This is a genomic window from Stenotrophomonas sp. SPM (assembly GCF_003105135.1).
GTDB lineage: Bacteria > Pseudomonadota > Gammaproteobacteria > Xanthomonadales > Xanthomonadaceae > Stenotrophomonas.
On sequence record NZ_QETL01000002.1, the window covers coordinates 1 to 14,155 of the forward strand.

18 protein-coding genes are annotated in these 14,155 nt (G+C 68.7%); 9 read left to right on the top strand and 9 right to left on the bottom strand.

Annotated features, from left to right (window positions below):
* Nucleotides 1–449, bottom strand: a 449-nt coding sequence (locus tag DCO49_RS01410) for a hypothetical protein (RefSeq protein WP_116862561.1), incomplete at its 3' end; no start/stop codon positions are given.
* Nucleotides 450–607: 158 nt separating this feature from the next.
* Between DCO49_RS01410 and DCO49_RS01415 the strand changes: the two genes are divergently transcribed.
* Nucleotides 608–1,570: a pyridoxal-phosphate dependent enzyme gene (locus DCO49_RS01415; protein ID WP_116862480.1), complete on the top strand. Its 963-nt coding sequence runs from the start codon at nt 608–610 to the stop codon at nt 1,568–1,570.
* Nucleotides 1,555–2,199, top strand: coding sequence for a YdcF family protein (locus DCO49_RS01420; RefSeq protein ID WP_165835659.1), 645 nt, complete (start codon nt 1,555–1,557; stop codon nt 2,197–2,199). The genes DCO49_RS01415 and DCO49_RS01420 overlap by 16 nt, the downstream gene beginning before the upstream one ends.
* Nucleotides 2,200–2,252: 53 nt before the next feature.
* On the opposite strand, the gene bioC is transcribed toward DCO49_RS01420, so the two are convergent.
* From bioC to bioB, 5 genes are all read right to left on the bottom strand, one after another.
* A complete protein-coding gene (bioC, locus tag DCO49_RS01425; protein WP_116862481.1) occupies nt 2,253–3,137 on the bottom strand; it encodes a malonyl-ACP O-methyltransferase BioC in 885 nt (294 codons plus the stop codon).
* A gap of 12 nt (nt 3,138–3,149) precedes the next feature.
* The gene (locus DCO49_RS01430) at nt 3,150–3,929 is read right to left on the bottom strand and encodes an SDR family oxidoreductase (RefSeq protein ID WP_116862482.1); all 780 of its coding nucleotides are present in this window, start codon (nt 3,927–3,929) and stop codon (nt 3,150–3,152) included.
* A 29-nt stretch (nt 3,930–3,958) separates the two neighbouring features.
* Nucleotides 3,959–4,738 (bottom strand): pimeloyl-ACP methyl ester esterase BioH, encoded by a 780-nt coding sequence (gene bioH / locus DCO49_RS01435; RefSeq protein WP_116862483.1) that lies wholly within the window; start codon nt 4,736–4,738, stop codon nt 3,959–3,961.
* 19 nt (nt 4,739–4,757) lie between these two features.
* Entirely contained in the window at nt 4,758–5,981 is a 1,224-nt protein-coding gene (bioF, locus tag DCO49_RS01440; protein WP_116862484.1) for an 8-amino-7-oxononanoate synthase, read from the bottom strand.
* A gap of 79 nt (nt 5,982–6,060) precedes the next feature.
* Nucleotides 6,061–7,104, bottom strand: coding sequence for a biotin synthase BioB (gene bioB / locus DCO49_RS01445; RefSeq protein ID WP_116862485.1), 1,044 nt, complete (start codon nt 7,102–7,104; stop codon nt 6,061–6,063).
* 144 nt (nt 7,105–7,248) lie between these two features.
* Here bioB and DCO49_RS01450 point away from each other — a divergent pair, with 144 nt between their 5' ends.
* The gene (locus DCO49_RS01450; RefSeq protein ID WP_116862486.1) at nt 7,249–7,794 is read left to right on the top strand and encodes a CbrC family protein; all 546 of its coding nucleotides are present in this window, start codon (nt 7,249–7,251) and stop codon (nt 7,792–7,794) included.
* A 9-nt stretch (nt 7,795–7,803) separates the two neighbouring features.
* A complete protein-coding gene (locus DCO49_RS01455; protein ID WP_116862487.1) occupies nt 7,804–8,154 on the top strand; it encodes a hypothetical protein in 351 nt (116 codons plus the stop codon).
* A gap of 30 nt (nt 8,155–8,184) precedes the next feature.
* Here DCO49_RS01455 and DCO49_RS01460 read toward each other — a convergent pair whose 3' ends face one another.
* Entirely contained in the window at nt 8,185–8,934 is a 750-nt protein-coding gene (locus DCO49_RS01460) for an SDR family oxidoreductase (protein ID WP_116862488.1), read from the bottom strand.
* 125 nt (nt 8,935–9,059) lie between these two features.
* Here DCO49_RS01460 and DCO49_RS01465 point away from each other — a divergent pair, with 125 nt between their 5' ends.
* Nucleotides 9,060–9,971: a LysR family transcriptional regulator gene (locus DCO49_RS01465; RefSeq protein ID WP_116862489.1), complete on the top strand. Its 912-nt coding sequence runs from the start codon at nt 9,060–9,062 to the stop codon at nt 9,969–9,971.
* Here DCO49_RS01465 and DCO49_RS01470 read toward each other — a convergent pair.
* Nucleotides 9,968–10,600, bottom strand: a complete 633-nt coding sequence (locus DCO49_RS01470; protein WP_243402620.1) for a DNA-3-methyladenine glycosylase — start codon at nt 10,598–10,600, stop codon at nt 9,968–9,970. The two genes, DCO49_RS01465 and DCO49_RS01470, sit on opposite strands and share 4 nt — an antisense overlap.
* A gap of 8 nt (nt 10,601–10,608) precedes the next feature.
* Nucleotides 10,609–10,767 (bottom strand): hypothetical protein, encoded by a 159-nt coding sequence (locus DCO49_RS20255; protein WP_165835655.1) that lies wholly within the window; start codon nt 10,765–10,767, stop codon nt 10,609–10,611.
* 159 nt (nt 10,768–10,926) lie between these two features.
* Here DCO49_RS20255 and DCO49_RS01480 point away from each other — a divergent pair, with 159 nt between their 5' ends.
* From DCO49_RS01480 to DCO49_RS01495, 4 genes are all read left to right on the top strand, one after another.
* Nucleotides 10,927–11,613 carry a ComF family protein gene (locus DCO49_RS01480; RefSeq protein WP_116862491.1) on the top strand — a complete coding sequence of 229 codons (687 nt, stop codon included), beginning with the start codon at nt 10,927–10,929 and terminating at the stop codon, nt 11,611–11,613.
* Nucleotides 11,614–11,694: 81 nt separating this feature from the next.
* Nucleotides 11,695–13,023, top strand: coding sequence for a retropepsin-like aspartic protease (locus DCO49_RS01485; RefSeq protein WP_116862492.1), 1,329 nt, complete (start codon nt 11,695–11,697; stop codon nt 13,021–13,023).
* Between the two features lie 82 nt (nt 13,024–13,105).
* Nucleotides 13,106–13,666: a DUF308 domain-containing protein gene (locus DCO49_RS01490; RefSeq protein ID WP_116862493.1), complete on the top strand. Its 561-nt coding sequence runs from the start codon at nt 13,106–13,108 to the stop codon at nt 13,664–13,666.
* Complete coding sequence (locus DCO49_RS01495; protein WP_116862494.1) at nt 13,663–14,133, top strand: hypothetical protein; 471 nt, start codon at nt 13,663–13,665, stop codon at nt 14,131–14,133. Before DCO49_RS01490 ends, DCO49_RS01495 begins: the two co-directional genes overlap by 4 nt.
* The last annotated feature ends 22 nt before the right edge of the window (nt 14,134–14,155 follow it).

Here is a 14,155-nt window from a genome sequence, read left to right on the forward strand (position 1 = left end):
GGCGGCGCGGACGGGCGAGCCTGGGGCGCAGACGGACGCGCCTGCGGCGGACCCGACGGGCGGCCGGCCTGCGGCGGGCGACGCATCGAGTCCATGTTCCGCCACGGCGAGCCACCGTTGTTCTGTCGCGGCGGCGGCGGCGGACGGTTCTCACCACCGTTGCCCGGACGCGGCGGCGGCGGCGGGCGGTGGTTGTGCGGCGGCCGGTAGACCGGGCGCGAGTAATACGGGTTGCCGTAATAGCCGTAGCCGTAACCGCCGCCATAGCCGCCGTACCCACCGTAGTAGGGGTAGCCATAGGTGGACGGGTAGCCATACGGATAGCGGTACTCCGTCGACGGGGCACCGTGGTAGTAACTGCCACCGCTGCCACCGCCGACATAGTCGTAGGTGGAACAGCCGGTGAGGGCCAGCAACAGGCCACCGGCAAGCAACAGGCGCGTTTTCATGTGGGTCCCCCCAAGGACGGGTGTAGAGCCAGCTTCAGGCGTGGGCATTGAATCGACCCTTAATTGTGCCGGCCCAGTATGAATGGCGATGAAGGCCTGCATGCTGGCATGGCCGGGTGCGTGGCCGCCAGCGTCGGGGCATACGTTAATCTTGCGTCATGAGCGATTCACTGTTGCCCCGCGCCGAAGATGTCCTGGCCGCCGCCGCGCGGATCGCGCCGCATGCCCATGTCACGCCGGTCCTGCGCTCGCACGCGCTGGATGCGCTGGCCGGGGCGCAGCTGGCGTTCAAGGCCGAACATCTGCAGCGCGGCGGGGCGTTCAAGTTCCGTGGTGCCTGCAACGCGGTCTGGTCGCTGGACGCCGGGCGCGCCGCGGCCGGTGTGGTCACCCATTCCTCGGGCAACCACGGTGCGGCGCTGGCCCTGGCCGCCCGCACCCGCGGCATTCCCTGTCACGTCGTGGTGCCCGAAGGGGCGGTGGCCGCCAAGCTGGCCAACATCGCCCGCCATGGCGCCACCCTCTGGCGCTGCCCGCCCACCATCGCCGACCGCGAGGCCACCTGCGCGCAGGTCCAGGCCGATACCGGCGCGACCCTGGTGCATCCCTATGCCGACCCGGCGGTGATGGCCGGGCAGGGCACGGCAGCGCTGGAACTGCTGCACAGCGACGGCCCGTTCGACGTACTGGTGGTGCCGGTGGGCGGCGGTGGCCTGGCCAGCGGCACTGCGCTGGCCCTGCAGCACGCCAGCCCGCAGACCCGCCTGGTGCTGGCCGAACCGGCCGGCGCCGACGACACCGCGCGTTCGCTGGCTGCCGGCCAGCGCGTGACCGCCTTCACCCCGGACACGTTCTGCGATGGCCTGCGCACGCTGGTCGGCGCGCCGAACTTCCAGCTGCTGCAGGCGGCGGGCGCCGAGGTGATCGTGGTGGACGATGACGCCACCCGTGCGGCGATGCGCCTGCTGTGGGAGGTGCTGAAGCAGGTGGTGGAGCCGTCCTCGGCCATTGTGCTGGCAGCGGTGCTGGCCCAGCCGGCGCGGTTTGCCGGCCAGCGCGTGGGCCTGGTGCTGTCCGGCGGCAACGTCGATCTGCCAGCGCTGCGCTGGGAGGTGGCGTGAGCCGCGGCCGTCATCGACCGCGCACAGGCCTGCTGGGCTGGCTGTGGCGCCTGTTCGTGCTGGTGCTGGTGTGGCTGCTGGGCGTGACCGCCTGGATCGTCTGGGTGGGTGAGCGTGACCAGGCCGCCAAGGCCGACGCGATCATCGTGCTGGGCGCGGCGGCCTACGATGCCAAGCCGTCGCCGGTGTTCGAAGAACGCATCCGCCACGGCCTGGACCTGTACCAGGCCGGTTATGCACCGCTGCTGATCTTCACCGGTGGCTACGGTGGCGCGGGCGCGCGCTTTTCCGAATCGCAGGTGGCACGGCGCTATGCGCTGAAGCACGGCGTGCCGGATGACGCGATCCTGATCGAGACCGCCTCGCGCAACACCGTGCAGAACCTGGTGGAAGCCAAGCGGCTGATGGAGCAGCGCAAGCTGCACACGGTCATCATCGTCAGCGACCCGCTGCACATGGCGCGCGCGCTGCGCCTGAGCCAGGCGCTGGGCATCGAGGCGCTGGCCTCGTCCACGCCGAGCACGCGCTTCCGCAGCTTCCACACCAGCTGGCGTTTCCTGGTGCAGGAAATCTATTTCTTCCACCGCGACCTCGTGCGCCCGCCGCTGAGTTCGCCGGCGAATACCTGAGCGCCAGGCCGCGCCGCTGCGCTCGCCGGGCCATGCCCGGCGGCGGCTTTCGGTCAGGGCTGCTTGCGGCGGATCGGGATGGCCGACACGGGTACCGATGCGATGTCGTGGCCGCCTTCGCGGATCGGCGCGCCCGGGTCCGGCGCCCAGGCGTGGGCGTAGATCACTTCCCAGCTGCTGGGAAGCTTGCCGTCGGTACGGCGCATCGGTTCGTACGCGGCTGCAGCAGCGGCGAAACGACCGCGGCCGGTCAGCGTGTGGCGGCGGTCCACCCGTGCATTTGTCGCGCCCATCGCGCGCAGCTCGCGCATCAGCGCCGGCAGGTCGTCGTAGGTCAGGGTGAACAGGTCGCGGTCCAGCACCGGGTCGCGGAAGCCGGCCATCATCAACGCATCGCCGAACTGGGCGATCTGCGCGAAGCGGCTGACATGCGGGCGGTCATCGGCGGCGGCGAACGCTTCATTGAGCTCGACCAGCGTTTCCGGGCCGAAGGTGGAGCACAGCAGCAGGCCACCGGGCTTGAGCACGCGACGGAAACCGGCGAACACCGCCGGCAGGTCGTCCAGCCACTGCAGGCACAGGTTGCTGAAGATCACGTCGACGCTGTTGTCGGCCAGCGGCAGCGCGGCGGCATCACCGCACAGGCGCTGGAACGGCTTCCACCAGCCGGCCTGGCGCTTGGCCTGGTCCAGCATCGGCAGGGCCACGTCCATCGCGATCACCTGCGCCTTCGGCCAGCGCTTCTTCATCAATGCGCTGGCGTGGCCGGTGCCGGCACCGATGTCCAGCACCACTTCGGGCGTGCGCGCTTCCAGGTAGTCCAGCGATTCGATCAGCCGCGATTGCACCTCGCGCTGCAGGGCAGCGGCGGCGTCATAGCTGTTGGCGGCGCGGGCGAACGCGCGGCGGACGTGGCGGGCATCGAAGTGGGACGGCATTGCGGAAGTCTCTTAGAACGTACCGGGGTAGGCGCCGCCGTCGATCAGCAGGTTCTGCCCGGTGAGGTAACCGGCCTGTGCGCTGCACAGGAAGGCGCAGGCGGCGCCGAATTCGTCCGGCGTGCCGAAGCGGCCGGCGGGGATCTGCTGGCGGCGGCGGTCGGCCACCGCCTGCACGTCGCCGTTCTGGCCCGCAGCGTGGGCGAAGTTGGCGCGCAGGCGGTCGGTGTCGAACTGGCCGGGCAGCAGGTTGTTGATCGTGACGTTGTGGCCGACCGTGCGCCGCGCCAGCCCCGCGACGAAGCCGGTGAGGCCGCTGCGCGCACCGTTGGACAGTGCCAGCGTGTCGATCGGTGCCTTCACCGAGGACGAGGTGATGTTGACGATGCGGCCGAAGCCGCGCGCGATCATTGCGTCAACCGTGGCGCGGATCAGTGCGATCGGCGCCAGCATGTTGGCATCCAGCGCGGCGATCCAGTCGTCGCGCTCGAAGGTGCGGAAGTCGCCAGGCGGCGGGCCACCGGCGTTGGTCACCAGGATGTCGACCTGCGGGCAGGCGGCCAGCGCCTGCGTGCGCCCAGCCTCGGTGGTGACGTCGGCGGCGATCGTGCGCACCTCGGCGGCACCGGGCAGGGCGCGCAGTTCCTCAGCGGCGGCCTGCAGGGCGGTTTCGCCACGGGCCACGATCACCACGTTCACGCCTTCGGCCACGAGGGCGCGCGCGCAGCCGAGGCCGAGACCCTTGCTTGCGCCGCAGACCAGTGCCCAGCGGCCGGAAATACCGAGATCCATGCGTCAACCCTGCCGAATGCGGAAAGTGCTCATTGTCCGCCATCGGCCGGTGACAGGCCGGCAACGAAGTGTTGCAGGGCAGCGGCCACCTCGTCGGCGTGGCCGAGGAAGGGCGCATGGCCGCCGTGGGCGACGGTCAGCGCCTGCGCGCCCGGGGCCAGCGCGGCGGCGGCCTGCATCGCGGCCGGCGATACCAGACGGTCGCGCTGGCCGGCGATCCACAGGCTGGGCCTGCCCAGCGTGGGCAGGGCGCCACGCAGGTCGGTGCCTTCCAGCAGGCGCAGGCCTTCCAGCAGGGCGCGCTCGCTGGGGGCGCCGCGCTCGACCAGGCGCTGGCGCAGGGTGCGCAGCTCCTCGCGGGCATGCGCCGAACCCATCACGTCCAACGCCAGGAAGCGCTCCAGGGTGCCGCCGAAGTCCGTGGCCAGATCACGCCCGAACTGCTCGAACACCGCCGGTTCCACCGCGTGCGGCCAGTCCTCGCCGCGCACGAAACGCGGCGTGGCGGCGATCATCGCCAGCCCGCGCACCTTCGGCAGGGTTGCCGCCGCATGCAGGGCAAACAGCCCGCCCAGCGACCAGCCACACCACACCGCTGGCGGCGTGGCCGCGGCAATGGCGTTGACCACGTGCGGCAGGCGCAGCGGCGTGCTGTCGTCGCGGCTGTGGCCATGGCCGGGCAGGTCGACCAGATGCAGGGTGAAACGGTCGGCCAGGCGCTGTACCAGAGGCGCGAACACGCCGCCCTGCAGGGCCCAGCCGTGGATCAGAACCAGGTCCGGCCCGTGGCCGGTGACTTCGATATGCATGGGGTACGGCGCGTGCGGGTCAGGCCAGCGCGGGTAAAGCCGGCGGCAGCGCTTCGCTCGGCCCGGCAGCGACGCGGTCGCGCGCCTGGGCGATGGCTTCGACCAGTTCCCGCACCTGTTCCGGCGTATGCAGTGCCGACAGGGTGACGCGCAGCCGCGCCTTGCCTTCGGGCACCGTTGGCGGACGGATCGCGCCGACCAGCCAGCCGGCCTGCTCCAGCGCCTGCGACATCGCTACGGCGGTGTGGTCATCGCCACACAGCAGCGGCTGGATGGGGGTTTCCGAAGCCATCAGGTCGAGGCCACGGCGGCGCGCCTCACCGCGGAACAGGGCGATCAGGTCGGCCAGCTTGGCCCGGCGCCAATGATCGCGGCGGGCCAGGCGCACCGCTTCCAGTGCCGAGGCGGCCAAGGCCGGCGGCAGGGCGGTGGTGTAGATGTAGGGGCGAGCGGTTTCGGAAAGGTGCTCGACCAGGTCCTCGCGGCCCAGCACCAGTGCGCCGGAACTGCCCAGCGCCTTGCCGAGGGTGACCAGCTGCAACGGCACGTCGTCCACGCCCAGGCTGGCGGTGGCGACGGCACCACGGCCATCGCCGAGCACGCCCACGCCATGCGCGTCGTCCACGTAGAACAGGGCCTGCTGCAGGCGCGCGACCAGCGACAACGCACGCAGCGGTGCAACATCGCCGTCCATGCTGAACACACCATCGGTGGCCAGCATCGCCGCACCCTCGGGCGCGTGCTTGAGCTGGCGCATGGCGCCTTCCGGATCCAGGTGCGGGTAGCGGCGCAGGCGCGCACCGGCCAGCCGTGTGGCATCGAGCAGGCTGGCGTGGTTGAGCTTGTCCTGCACGCAGACGTCGTTCTCTTCGCTCAGCAGCGCCTGCTGCACGGCCAGGTTGGCGGCGAAGCCACTGCCAAACAGCAGGGCGCGCGGGTAACCGAGCCAGTCGGCCACTTCGCGTTCCAGCGCGTCGTGCAGTGCGTGGTGGCCGCAGACCAAGTGCGAGGCACCGGCACCGGTGCCATCGCGCGCGGCCGCATCCTGCAGCGCGTTGACCACGCTGAACTGCTGGGCCAGGCCCAGGTAGTCGTTGCTGCAGAACCCGGTCAACCAGCGCCCGTCAATTTCCAGGCGCACACCATCACGACGGGTGACCGTGCGCCGCGGGCGGCGACGGCCTTGTGCATCGCGCAACGCGCGCTGGGCTTGGAGGCGGGCGGTCAGGTCGGGGCGGGCCATGCTGGCTACAGGCGACGACGGGGCGGCTAGGGTAGCGCGTTGCCGCCACGCCTGCTCGACGCCCCGATCACGCGGCGTGTCACGCGGCGTGGGCGCAGCCACAGCCGGGGCCATCGGCGCTGATATCGGCATGCACGGTACCGCCGTGGTCGTGGCTTTCGGCGTCCACCTGCACCGGCATCGGCTGCAGGCCCAGGCGCGCGAACAGGGCAAGGTCGCGCTCGCTTTCCGGGTTGCCGGTGGTCAGCAGTTTCTCGCCATGGAAGATCGAGTTGGCACCGGCCAAGAAGCACAGCGCCTGCAGCTCGTCACTCATGGCTTCGCGACCGGCCGACAGCCGCACCATCGAACGCGGCATCGCGATGCGTGCCACCGCGATCATCCGCACGAACTCGAACGGGTCCAGTTCCGCGCTGCCATGCAGCGGCGTACCGGCCACCTGCACCAGCTTGTTGATCGGCACGGAATCGGGATGGGCCGGCAGCGTGGCCAGCGCCAGCAGCAGGCCGATGCGCTGCGCACGCGTTTCGCCCATGCCGACGATGCCGCCGCAGCAGGTCTTCAGCCCGGCGTCGCGCACGTGGCCCAGCGTATCGAGGCGATCCTGGTACTGGCGCGTGTGGATGATCGAATCGTAGTAGTCCGGCGCGGTGTCCACGTTGTGGTTGTAGTAGTCCAGGCCGGCGTCCTTCAACGCGCGCGCCTGCTCGCCACTGAGCATGCCGAGGGTGGCGCAGGTTTCCAGGCCGAGCGCCTTCACTCCGGCGATCATCGCAGCCACCTTCGGAATGTCGCGGTCCTTCGGCGAACGCCATGCGGCGCCCATGCAGAAGCGCGATGCACCTGCGGCCTTGGCCTGGCGTGCCTTGGCCAGCACGGCATCGGTATCCATCAGTTTCTGCGCGCTCACGCCCGTGGTGTAGCGCTGCGCCTGTGGGCAATACGCGCAGTCTTCCGGGCAGCCACCGGTCTTCACCGACAACAGCGTGGACACCTGCACCTGGGCCGGATCGAAATGCGCGCGATGCACGCTGGCGGCGCGGAACAGCAGTTCGGGCAAGGGCAGGTCGAAAAGCGCCTGCAGTTCATCGTGCTGCCAGTCATAGCGGATGGCAGGAGCCATGGCGGGACCTTGGAGGGCGTGGAGCGAGGGCGGCAGTGTGGGTGGCTTGGTGAGGCCTGTCAACTACATTGTGCTTGCGATGGTTTACAAGATATTTGGCCCTGACCGCACCGCTACACTGGGCCGCCCAGCAACGGAACTGCCATGGATCTGCCGCGCTTCACCTATCACCCCGATCCCATCGCCACCGGTAGCGTGATCGCCGCCGATACGTCGTGCGTGTGCTGCGGACAGTCGCGTGGCTACGTCTACACCGGGCCGGTCTATGCCGAAGAAGAGTACGGGCACGAAATATGCCCGTGGTGCATCGCCGATGGCTCCGCGCACGAGCGACTGGGCGTCACCTTCAGTGATGAGGAAGGCGTCGGTGGTGGCGGCGAGTGGGATGAAGTCGATGAGGAGATCAGCGACGTGATCGCGCAGCGTACGCCCGGCTTCAACGGCTGGCAGCAGGAACAGTGGTGGACCCATTGCGGGGATGCCGCGCAGTTCATCGGCCGCGCCGGTCGCGCCGAACTGGAAGCGCACGGTGAATCCGCGCTGGCGGCGATCCAGGACAGCACCGGGCTGGACGACGGACCCACGTGGCAGCACTTCCTTGCCGCGTTGGACAAGGATGGATCACCGAGGGCGTACCTGTTCCGCTGCAGGCGCTGCGGTGTGGTGGGTGGTTACCAGGATTGCGATTGACGCGTTCTGATGCAGCCATTTGACGCCCGCACAGGATGCTGGAAGCCAATCACCCGCGAAGAGTTCGATGCGTTGGTTGCCGCCCAGCTCGCCCGCTGCACGCTCGACCAGCAGGCGGCCTTCGCGGCGCAGCGCGTGGCGTTCCATACGATGCCACTGCATCGCCTGGGCGAAGTCGAGCCGGTCTGGGTCGTCGCCCATCTCGCTGACGGGTGGCTGTACTACGAGGATGTGGAAGAGGGATTCGAGATGGGTATCCCCGGCGAAGACGGTGCACTGCCGGAGCGAGCCTGCAACCAGTACGAGCTGACGCACATCCTGTATCAGCAAGCGCATGCCGGCCTGGGCCGGCAGCGCTGATTCAAACTCGATCGCAGTGGCCGACCGGCATTACACCTGGGCCATGCCGCCATCAACGAAGAATTCGATGCCGTTGACGAAGCTGGACGCATCCGAGGCCAGGAAAGCCACGGCATTGGCCACTTCCTGCGGTTCACCGAGGCGGGCCAGCGGCACCTGCGCGGCGAGGTGATCGAACAGGCCCTGGCGGGCTTCGTCGGGCACCAGGTCGCCCAGGCCGGGGGTGCGGATCGGGCCGGGGCTGACCACGTTCACCCGGATGCGGCGCTCCTTCAGGTCCAGCGCCCACGAGCGGGCGAAGTTGCGCACGGCGGCCTTGCTGGCGCTGTACACGCTGAAGTTGGCCGTGCCCTGGATCGAGACCGTCGAGCCGGTGAGGATGACCGAAGCGCCATCGACCAGCAGCGGCAGCGCCTTCTGCACGGTGAACAGCACGCCGCGCACGTTGGTGGCGAAGATGCGGTCGAAGTGTTCTTCGGTGATGGCGCCCAGCGGCAGCATGTCGCCACCACCGGCGTTGGCGAACAGGATGTCGAGGCGGCCGGCTTGGCGGGCAATCTGCGCGTAGACCGCATCCAGGTCGCTGGGCTGCGCCGCATCGGCGCGGATGCCGGTGGCCTGCGCGCCGATGGAGGCCACGGCGGCGTCCAGTTCCGGCTGGCGGCGGCCAGTGATGAAGACCTTGGCGCCGAGGCTGGCCAGGTGCTGGGCGGTGGCCAGGCCGATGCCGGTGGTGCCGCCGGTGACGAGGGCGATCTTGTCGTTGAAATCAGTGCTCATGGTGTTCTCCTGCAAGGGCTGCCGGGGAGGGGTGGTAGCGGGTGGGAGAATGATGGGCGGCGGCGCGGCTGCAATAAATCCTGCGCAATGACAATGACTGTGCATGCACGTGCATAATCGATGGCATGAATCAGCTCACTGCCATCCGTGCCTTTGCCCGCGTCGTCGAGGCCGGCAGCTTCACCCGCGCCGCTGATTCGCTGGACATGCCGACCACCTCGCTGAGCAAGCTGGTGCGCGAACTGGAAACCCACCTGGGCGTGCGCCTGCTGCAGCGGACCACGCGCCGCGTGGCGGTCACCGCCGAAGGCCAAGCGTATTACGAGAAGGCCGGCCGCCTGCTGCGCGACCTCGAGGATGTCGACGCCTCTTTCAGCGCCGCACGCGGTGCACCGCGCGGGCTGCTGCGCGTGGACATCGGTGGCTCCACCGCACGCGATGTGCTGATTCCGGTGCTGCCGGAATTCATGGCGCGCTACCCGGACATCCGCATCGAACTGGGTGTTTCAGACCGCACGGTCAACCTGATCAGCGAAAACGTGGACTGCGTGATCCGCGGCGGCGCACTGGATGACTCCACGCTGGTGGCCCGTCACCTGGGTGATGCGCACCTGGTCACCTGCGCCAGCCCGCGCTACCTCAAGGCGCACGGCATTCCTGCGTACCCGGAGGAGCTGCGCAACGGCCACCGGTTGGTCAGCTACCTGCTGCCGTCCAATGGCCGCGCGGTACCGTTCCGCTTCCGGGGCGAGGACGGTGCGTTCGAGATCAAGGCCGAGCACCGCATCGGCATCAACGAAAGCAATGCGCATCTGGCCGCCGCCGTTGCAGGCATGGGCCTGGTGCAGACCTTCAGCTACGCGGCCGGCGCTGCGTTGCGTAGCAAGGCGCTGGTGGAAGTGCTGCAGCCATGGCGACCGGCACCGTACCCGTTCCACGTGGTGTACCCGAACAACCGGCACGTGACGCCACGGCTGCGGGTGTTCATCGATTGGCTTGGGAAGGTGCTGCCGCCGTTGCTGGCGGGCGAGCGCTAGCGTGTGCGTGGCCGGACCGACACATGTGGATGGTCCGGCACGTGCCAGCGCCAAGGGAAATCCACCGCGCGACTGATGCCGATGCGTGGCCCTACCACCGGTGATGGCGGTGGCGGCGTGCCATCACAGACAATGACGACACCGCGGTCTGCAGTGACCAGGTCTGCGCCATCCAGATCGCGCGTGATGCCCAGTGCCTGGGACAGTTTGCCCGGTCCGCTCGCCAGATCGCGATCACGCTTGGCTGCCGGTCGCGCGGCCTGCATGGCGCCCATGCCGGACACCGGCTCGGCGGCTCTGAGCAGCACGCCAACACCTTCGCCAACCTCGCCACATACCGCGTTGCTGCCCCAGTGCATTCCGTAGCTGAAATAGACATATAGATGACCCGCCTCGCCAAACATGGTGGCGTTGCGTGCCGTCTGGCCACGATAGGAATGCGCAGCGGGATCCTCGCTGCCTGCGTAGGCCTCAACCTCAACGATGCGTGCGGCGCGACCATCGTCACGCACGATCAGCTTGTTGAGAAGTTGCGGTGCTACGACGGTGGGATGCCGGCGATAGAACTCGCGGGGCAGCACTTTCCAGCCGTCGGGCAGCCAATCGCGGGCGGTAGGTCCGGGGCGCACGGAATCGATCAGGGCTTGGCCTGCTCCTGCTGCATCTTCTGTGCCTCCTTCTGTAACCCGGCGTCTTGGGTCTCGCCCTGTTTGACGTACCACAGCAGGCTGGGCAGGGCCATCGCCAGCAGGCCAACGACCAGCACGATGACAACGATCCGGGTCCGCTTGTTCATGTAGAGTCCGAAGAGGTGATACAGATCGGGCACGCTAGCAGCGGGAATGTGCAGTGACCGTGTCGAAGCCTTTCCCGGTAAGCAGACAAGCCCCACTCTGACTGCCGCATGGGTTGACGCCCGATTCCATCGCGAAATGGCCGCACGCAGACTTGTTGAATGCTGAAAACGCTGTTTCCGCGCACTGTCGCGTCGGCATTGCGCGCACTGCTGCCACTGCGCTGCCTGGTCTGCGACGATCCCGGCCACGATGGCCTGGATCTATGCGCCGCCTGCCTGGCCGATACGCCCTGGTCCGGCCGCGCCTGCCTGCGCTGTGCTCTGCCATTGCCCGACAGCGCGCTGCCGGTCTGTGGCACCTGCCGCGAGGAGCCACCGCCGCAGGCTGCCACCCATGCCAGCCTGCTGTACCTGCCGCCGGTGGACCAACTGCTGGTGCGCTACAAGTTCCATCAGGACCTGGCGGCGGGTCGCCTGCTTGCGCAGCTGATGCAGCGCAGGCCGCCATCGTGGGCGTGCCCGCCGCTGGTGGCGGTGCCGCTGCATCCGCGGCGGTTGCGCCAGCGCGGCTATGACCAGGCCGGGCAGTTGTGCCGCTTGCTGCGCCAGCCGGTGTGGCGCGGCCTGTACCGGCGCCGGCATACGGCACCGCAGTCGGAGCGCAGTGCCGAACAGCGCCGCGAGAATCTGTTCGATGCTTTCGATGTGCGCGGTGCGGTGCCACCGCGCCTGACCGTGGTGGACGATGTGATGACCACCGGCAGCACGGTGCTGGAAGTGGCGGAAACGCTGCGGTTGGTGGGCGCGCAGGAGGTGCGGGTGTGGGTCTGCGCGCGGGTACCGTGAGCGCTGTCACCTGCTGCGAACGTACCTGGGCTAACGTATGGGATCTGCGCTGAATCGCGATCTTTGCCCAGGAGTTGTCTGATGGAATGGAATTCCGTACGGCGTAGTCGGCGTCTTGCCCTGCCACTGTGGTCCGCACTGTGTGCCGCGGCCGCAGTGGGCGCGCAGCCCGCACAGCAGCCCAAGGGCCTGCCTTTCCTGGACAGTGAAGTGGCGATGGCCGTAGGTGCCACCGATTACCTGCGCAGAAGTGGTGACCAGTCGCCGGTCCGCGCCTACCCTGCGCGCGCCGCGTATTTCCGCACCCGCGGCGAGATCGCCAACTCCGACAAGTGGGCGCAACGCTGCATCGACGATCCCGCCGTGCAGGCCGAGCCGGATTCGCTCTCGCTGTACCAGTGCCTGGGCATCCTGGCCGGCAACCATCTGTGGCACGGCGAAATTGGTGCCTGGGCCGAGACCATGGTGAAGGTCCGCCGCCTGGGCAGTGGCACCCCTTATCTGGCCGGTTCGGCGCTGTACCAGCAGAGCGCCCTGGGTCAGTTGCCCTTCGAGTCCTTTACCGGGCGCCCCACCGCGCAGGTCGTGGCGCGCCCGGAAGGCGTAGTGGAAGTGCCGGTGCGGTATGAGAAGGGTTGGCCCATCATGGTGGCGACGCTGAGCGGAGGCACCGGCCCCGGCCGCAACGTAAAGGTCGAGTTCCTGGTGGATACCGGCGCGACGCAGTCGTTCATTGCCCCCGCGTTCGCACGACAGTTGAAACTGCAGTCCACGCCGGGCTTCCGCCAGGAAGAGCAGGGCGGCACCGTCGTCACCACCGCGCTGGTCGAGCCGGTCGATCTGGAAATCGGCGGCGTGCGCATCAAGGATGTGTCGCTCGCACAGACGGACGCCATCCCGTTCGCGATCATCGGCCTGGACGTATTGCGGCAACTGGGGCCGCTGCTGCTGTCCGACGACGTCCTGCGCGTACTCGGGCCTGCATGGAAGTACACCGGTTGCCAGAGCCCGCTGCGTGTCACCTCTGATCCCTGGGGCCGCTACTGGAACGTGCGCAGCCCGATGAAGATCGACGGCGTTGACAAGCTGGTGATGGCCGACACCGGAATGACAGGGCTGCTGGAAGTGCGGGACACGCGGGAGCCGCAGCCGGCGGACGCGCGGTGGAATGACCATGCCATCACTACGATGATGGGGCGTGTCGACCGCCGTGTGCGTACGCAGACCGTGCAGGTGGCCGGTGCCGGTCTCGCAGGGCGGCTGCAGGCCACCATCGTGCAGCCACCGGAACGCATGCTGGCAGCGGAAAACTGGATGATTGGCGGCGAGATGCTGAAGACCCACAACCTGCTGCTCAACGCGGACCGCGCGCAGATGTGCTGGCAGCGCCGCGAGGGCGCAGGCAGTTGAGCGCTGGCCTGCGACGGACCTTCATCCGCCCGTGCACGCTGGACGCTAGGATGGGGCACGGAACCTGATCGAAGGAGTGGTCATGCTGTCTCCCGAATCCTCACCGTCGCCGTTGTTGTCGGCCATCGGCCGCAGCTGGTCGATCCTGCTGCTGTATGGCGTGGTCGCCCTGGGCTTCGGTATCACTGCGATCGGCTGGCCGATGGCTGCGGCCACCGCGCTGGCCTGGGCGTTGGGCCTGATGGCCATTGTTGAAGGGGTCATCAGCCTGCTCGCGCTGATCAGCGGTGGCAGTGGCGCGCCACGTGGCTGGCTGCTGCTGTACGCGGTGGCGTCGCTGGGCTTCGGCACGCTGGCGGTGATCAACCCGCTGGCTACCGCCAGCGTGCTTGTGCTGCTGCTGGCCGCCTGGCTGCTGGTGGCGGGCATCTACCGCATCGTGTTCGCCGTGCGCGTGCGCAGGCACATCCAGGGCGAATGGGTGCTGATTCTCAGCGGCGTGCTGGCCATCGTGCTGGGCCTGCTGTTTGCGGCCAACCCGCTGGCCGGGGTGGCTGTCACCACGTTGTGGATCGGCATCGGCAGCCTGTTGTATGGCCTGCTGCAGATCGTGGTGGCACTGAAACTGAGGAAGCTGAAATGAGGGGCGCGCGCGCACTGTTGCTGGGCGCGGCGCTGGCCCTGACCGGATGCATGCCGGCGGCAACGCCTGAGCCAATGACGGGCCCGGCGCATGCACCGCGTCCGGGCGTGGACGTACGCCTGAGCGCGGTCGATGCGACCGGCAAGGGCACGCCCGCGCAGTGGCAGGGTGAGACCCTTGCCCTGCGCGAGCCGCCGATCGCCAGCAGTGCCGATATCGCCGATGTGCGCTATGTGCTGGACCAGGCCAATCACCCCGGCCTGCAGATCCGCTACCGGCCCGAATCGCGCCAGCGCATCCACCATGGCACGGAGGCCCTGGTGGGCCAGCGCGCGGCGATCAGCGTGGACGGCCGCGTGCTGACGGTAGTGACGGTGGCCGGACCGTTCGGTGAATCGATGATGCTCAGTGGGCTGTCCAGCGTGGCCGAAGCGCAGGCGCTGGAGAAGCACATCACCGGCCAGTGATCGGCGCGCCGACACACCCCGC

Bases quoted from the DNA above. Each gene is read 5' to 3' on its own strand.
- DCO49_RS01415 (WP_116862480.1), top strand. From the start codon at position 608: ATGAGCGATTCACTGTTGCCCCGCGCCGAAGATGTCCTGGCCGCCGCC.
- bioC (WP_116862481.1), bottom strand. From the start codon at position 3,137: ATGCCGTCCCACTTCGATGCCCGCCACGTCCGCCGCGCGTTCGCCCGC.
- DCO49_RS01430 (WP_116862482.1), bottom strand. From the start codon at position 3,929: ATGGATCTCGGTATTTCCGGCCGCTGGGCACTGGTCTGCGGCGCAAGC.
- bioH (WP_116862483.1), bottom strand. From the start codon at position 4,738: ATGCATATCGAAGTCACCGGCCACGGGCCGGACCTGGTTCTGATCCAC.
- bioF (WP_116862484.1), bottom strand. From the start codon at position 5,981: ATGGCCCGCCCCGACCTGACCGCCCGCCTCCAAGCCCAGCGCGCGTTG.
- bioB (WP_116862485.1), bottom strand. From the start codon at position 7,104: ATGGCTCCTGCCATCCGCTATGACTGGCAGCACGATGAACTGCAGGCG.
- DCO49_RS01450 (WP_116862486.1), top strand. From the start codon at position 7,249: ATGGATCTGCCGCGCTTCACCTATCACCCCGATCCCATCGCCACCGGT.
- DCO49_RS01455 (WP_116862487.1), top strand. From the start codon at position 7,804: ATGCAGCCATTTGACGCCCGCACAGGATGCTGGAAGCCAATCACCCGC.
- DCO49_RS01460 (WP_116862488.1), bottom strand. From the start codon at position 8,934: ATGAGCACTGATTTCAACGACAAGATCGCCCTCGTCACCGGCGGCACC.
- DCO49_RS01465 (WP_116862489.1), top strand. From the start codon at position 9,060: ATGAATCAGCTCACTGCCATCCGTGCCTTTGCCCGCGTCGTCGAGGCC.
- DCO49_RS20255 (WP_165835655.1), bottom strand. From the start codon at position 10,767: ATGAACAAGCGGACCCGGATCGTTGTCATCGTGCTGGTCGTTGGCCTG.
- DCO49_RS01480 (WP_116862491.1), top strand. From the start codon at position 10,927: ATGCTGAAAACGCTGTTTCCGCGCACTGTCGCGTCGGCATTGCGCGCA.
- DCO49_RS01485 (WP_116862492.1), top strand. From the start codon at position 11,695: ATGGAATGGAATTCCGTACGGCGTAGTCGGCGTCTTGCCCTGCCACTG.
- DCO49_RS01490 (WP_116862493.1), top strand. From the start codon at position 13,106: ATGCTGTCTCCCGAATCCTCACCGTCGCCGTTGTTGTCGGCCATCGGC.
- DCO49_RS01495 (WP_116862494.1), top strand. From the start codon at position 13,663: ATGAGGGGCGCGCGCGCACTGTTGCTGGGCGCGGCGCTGGCCCTGACC.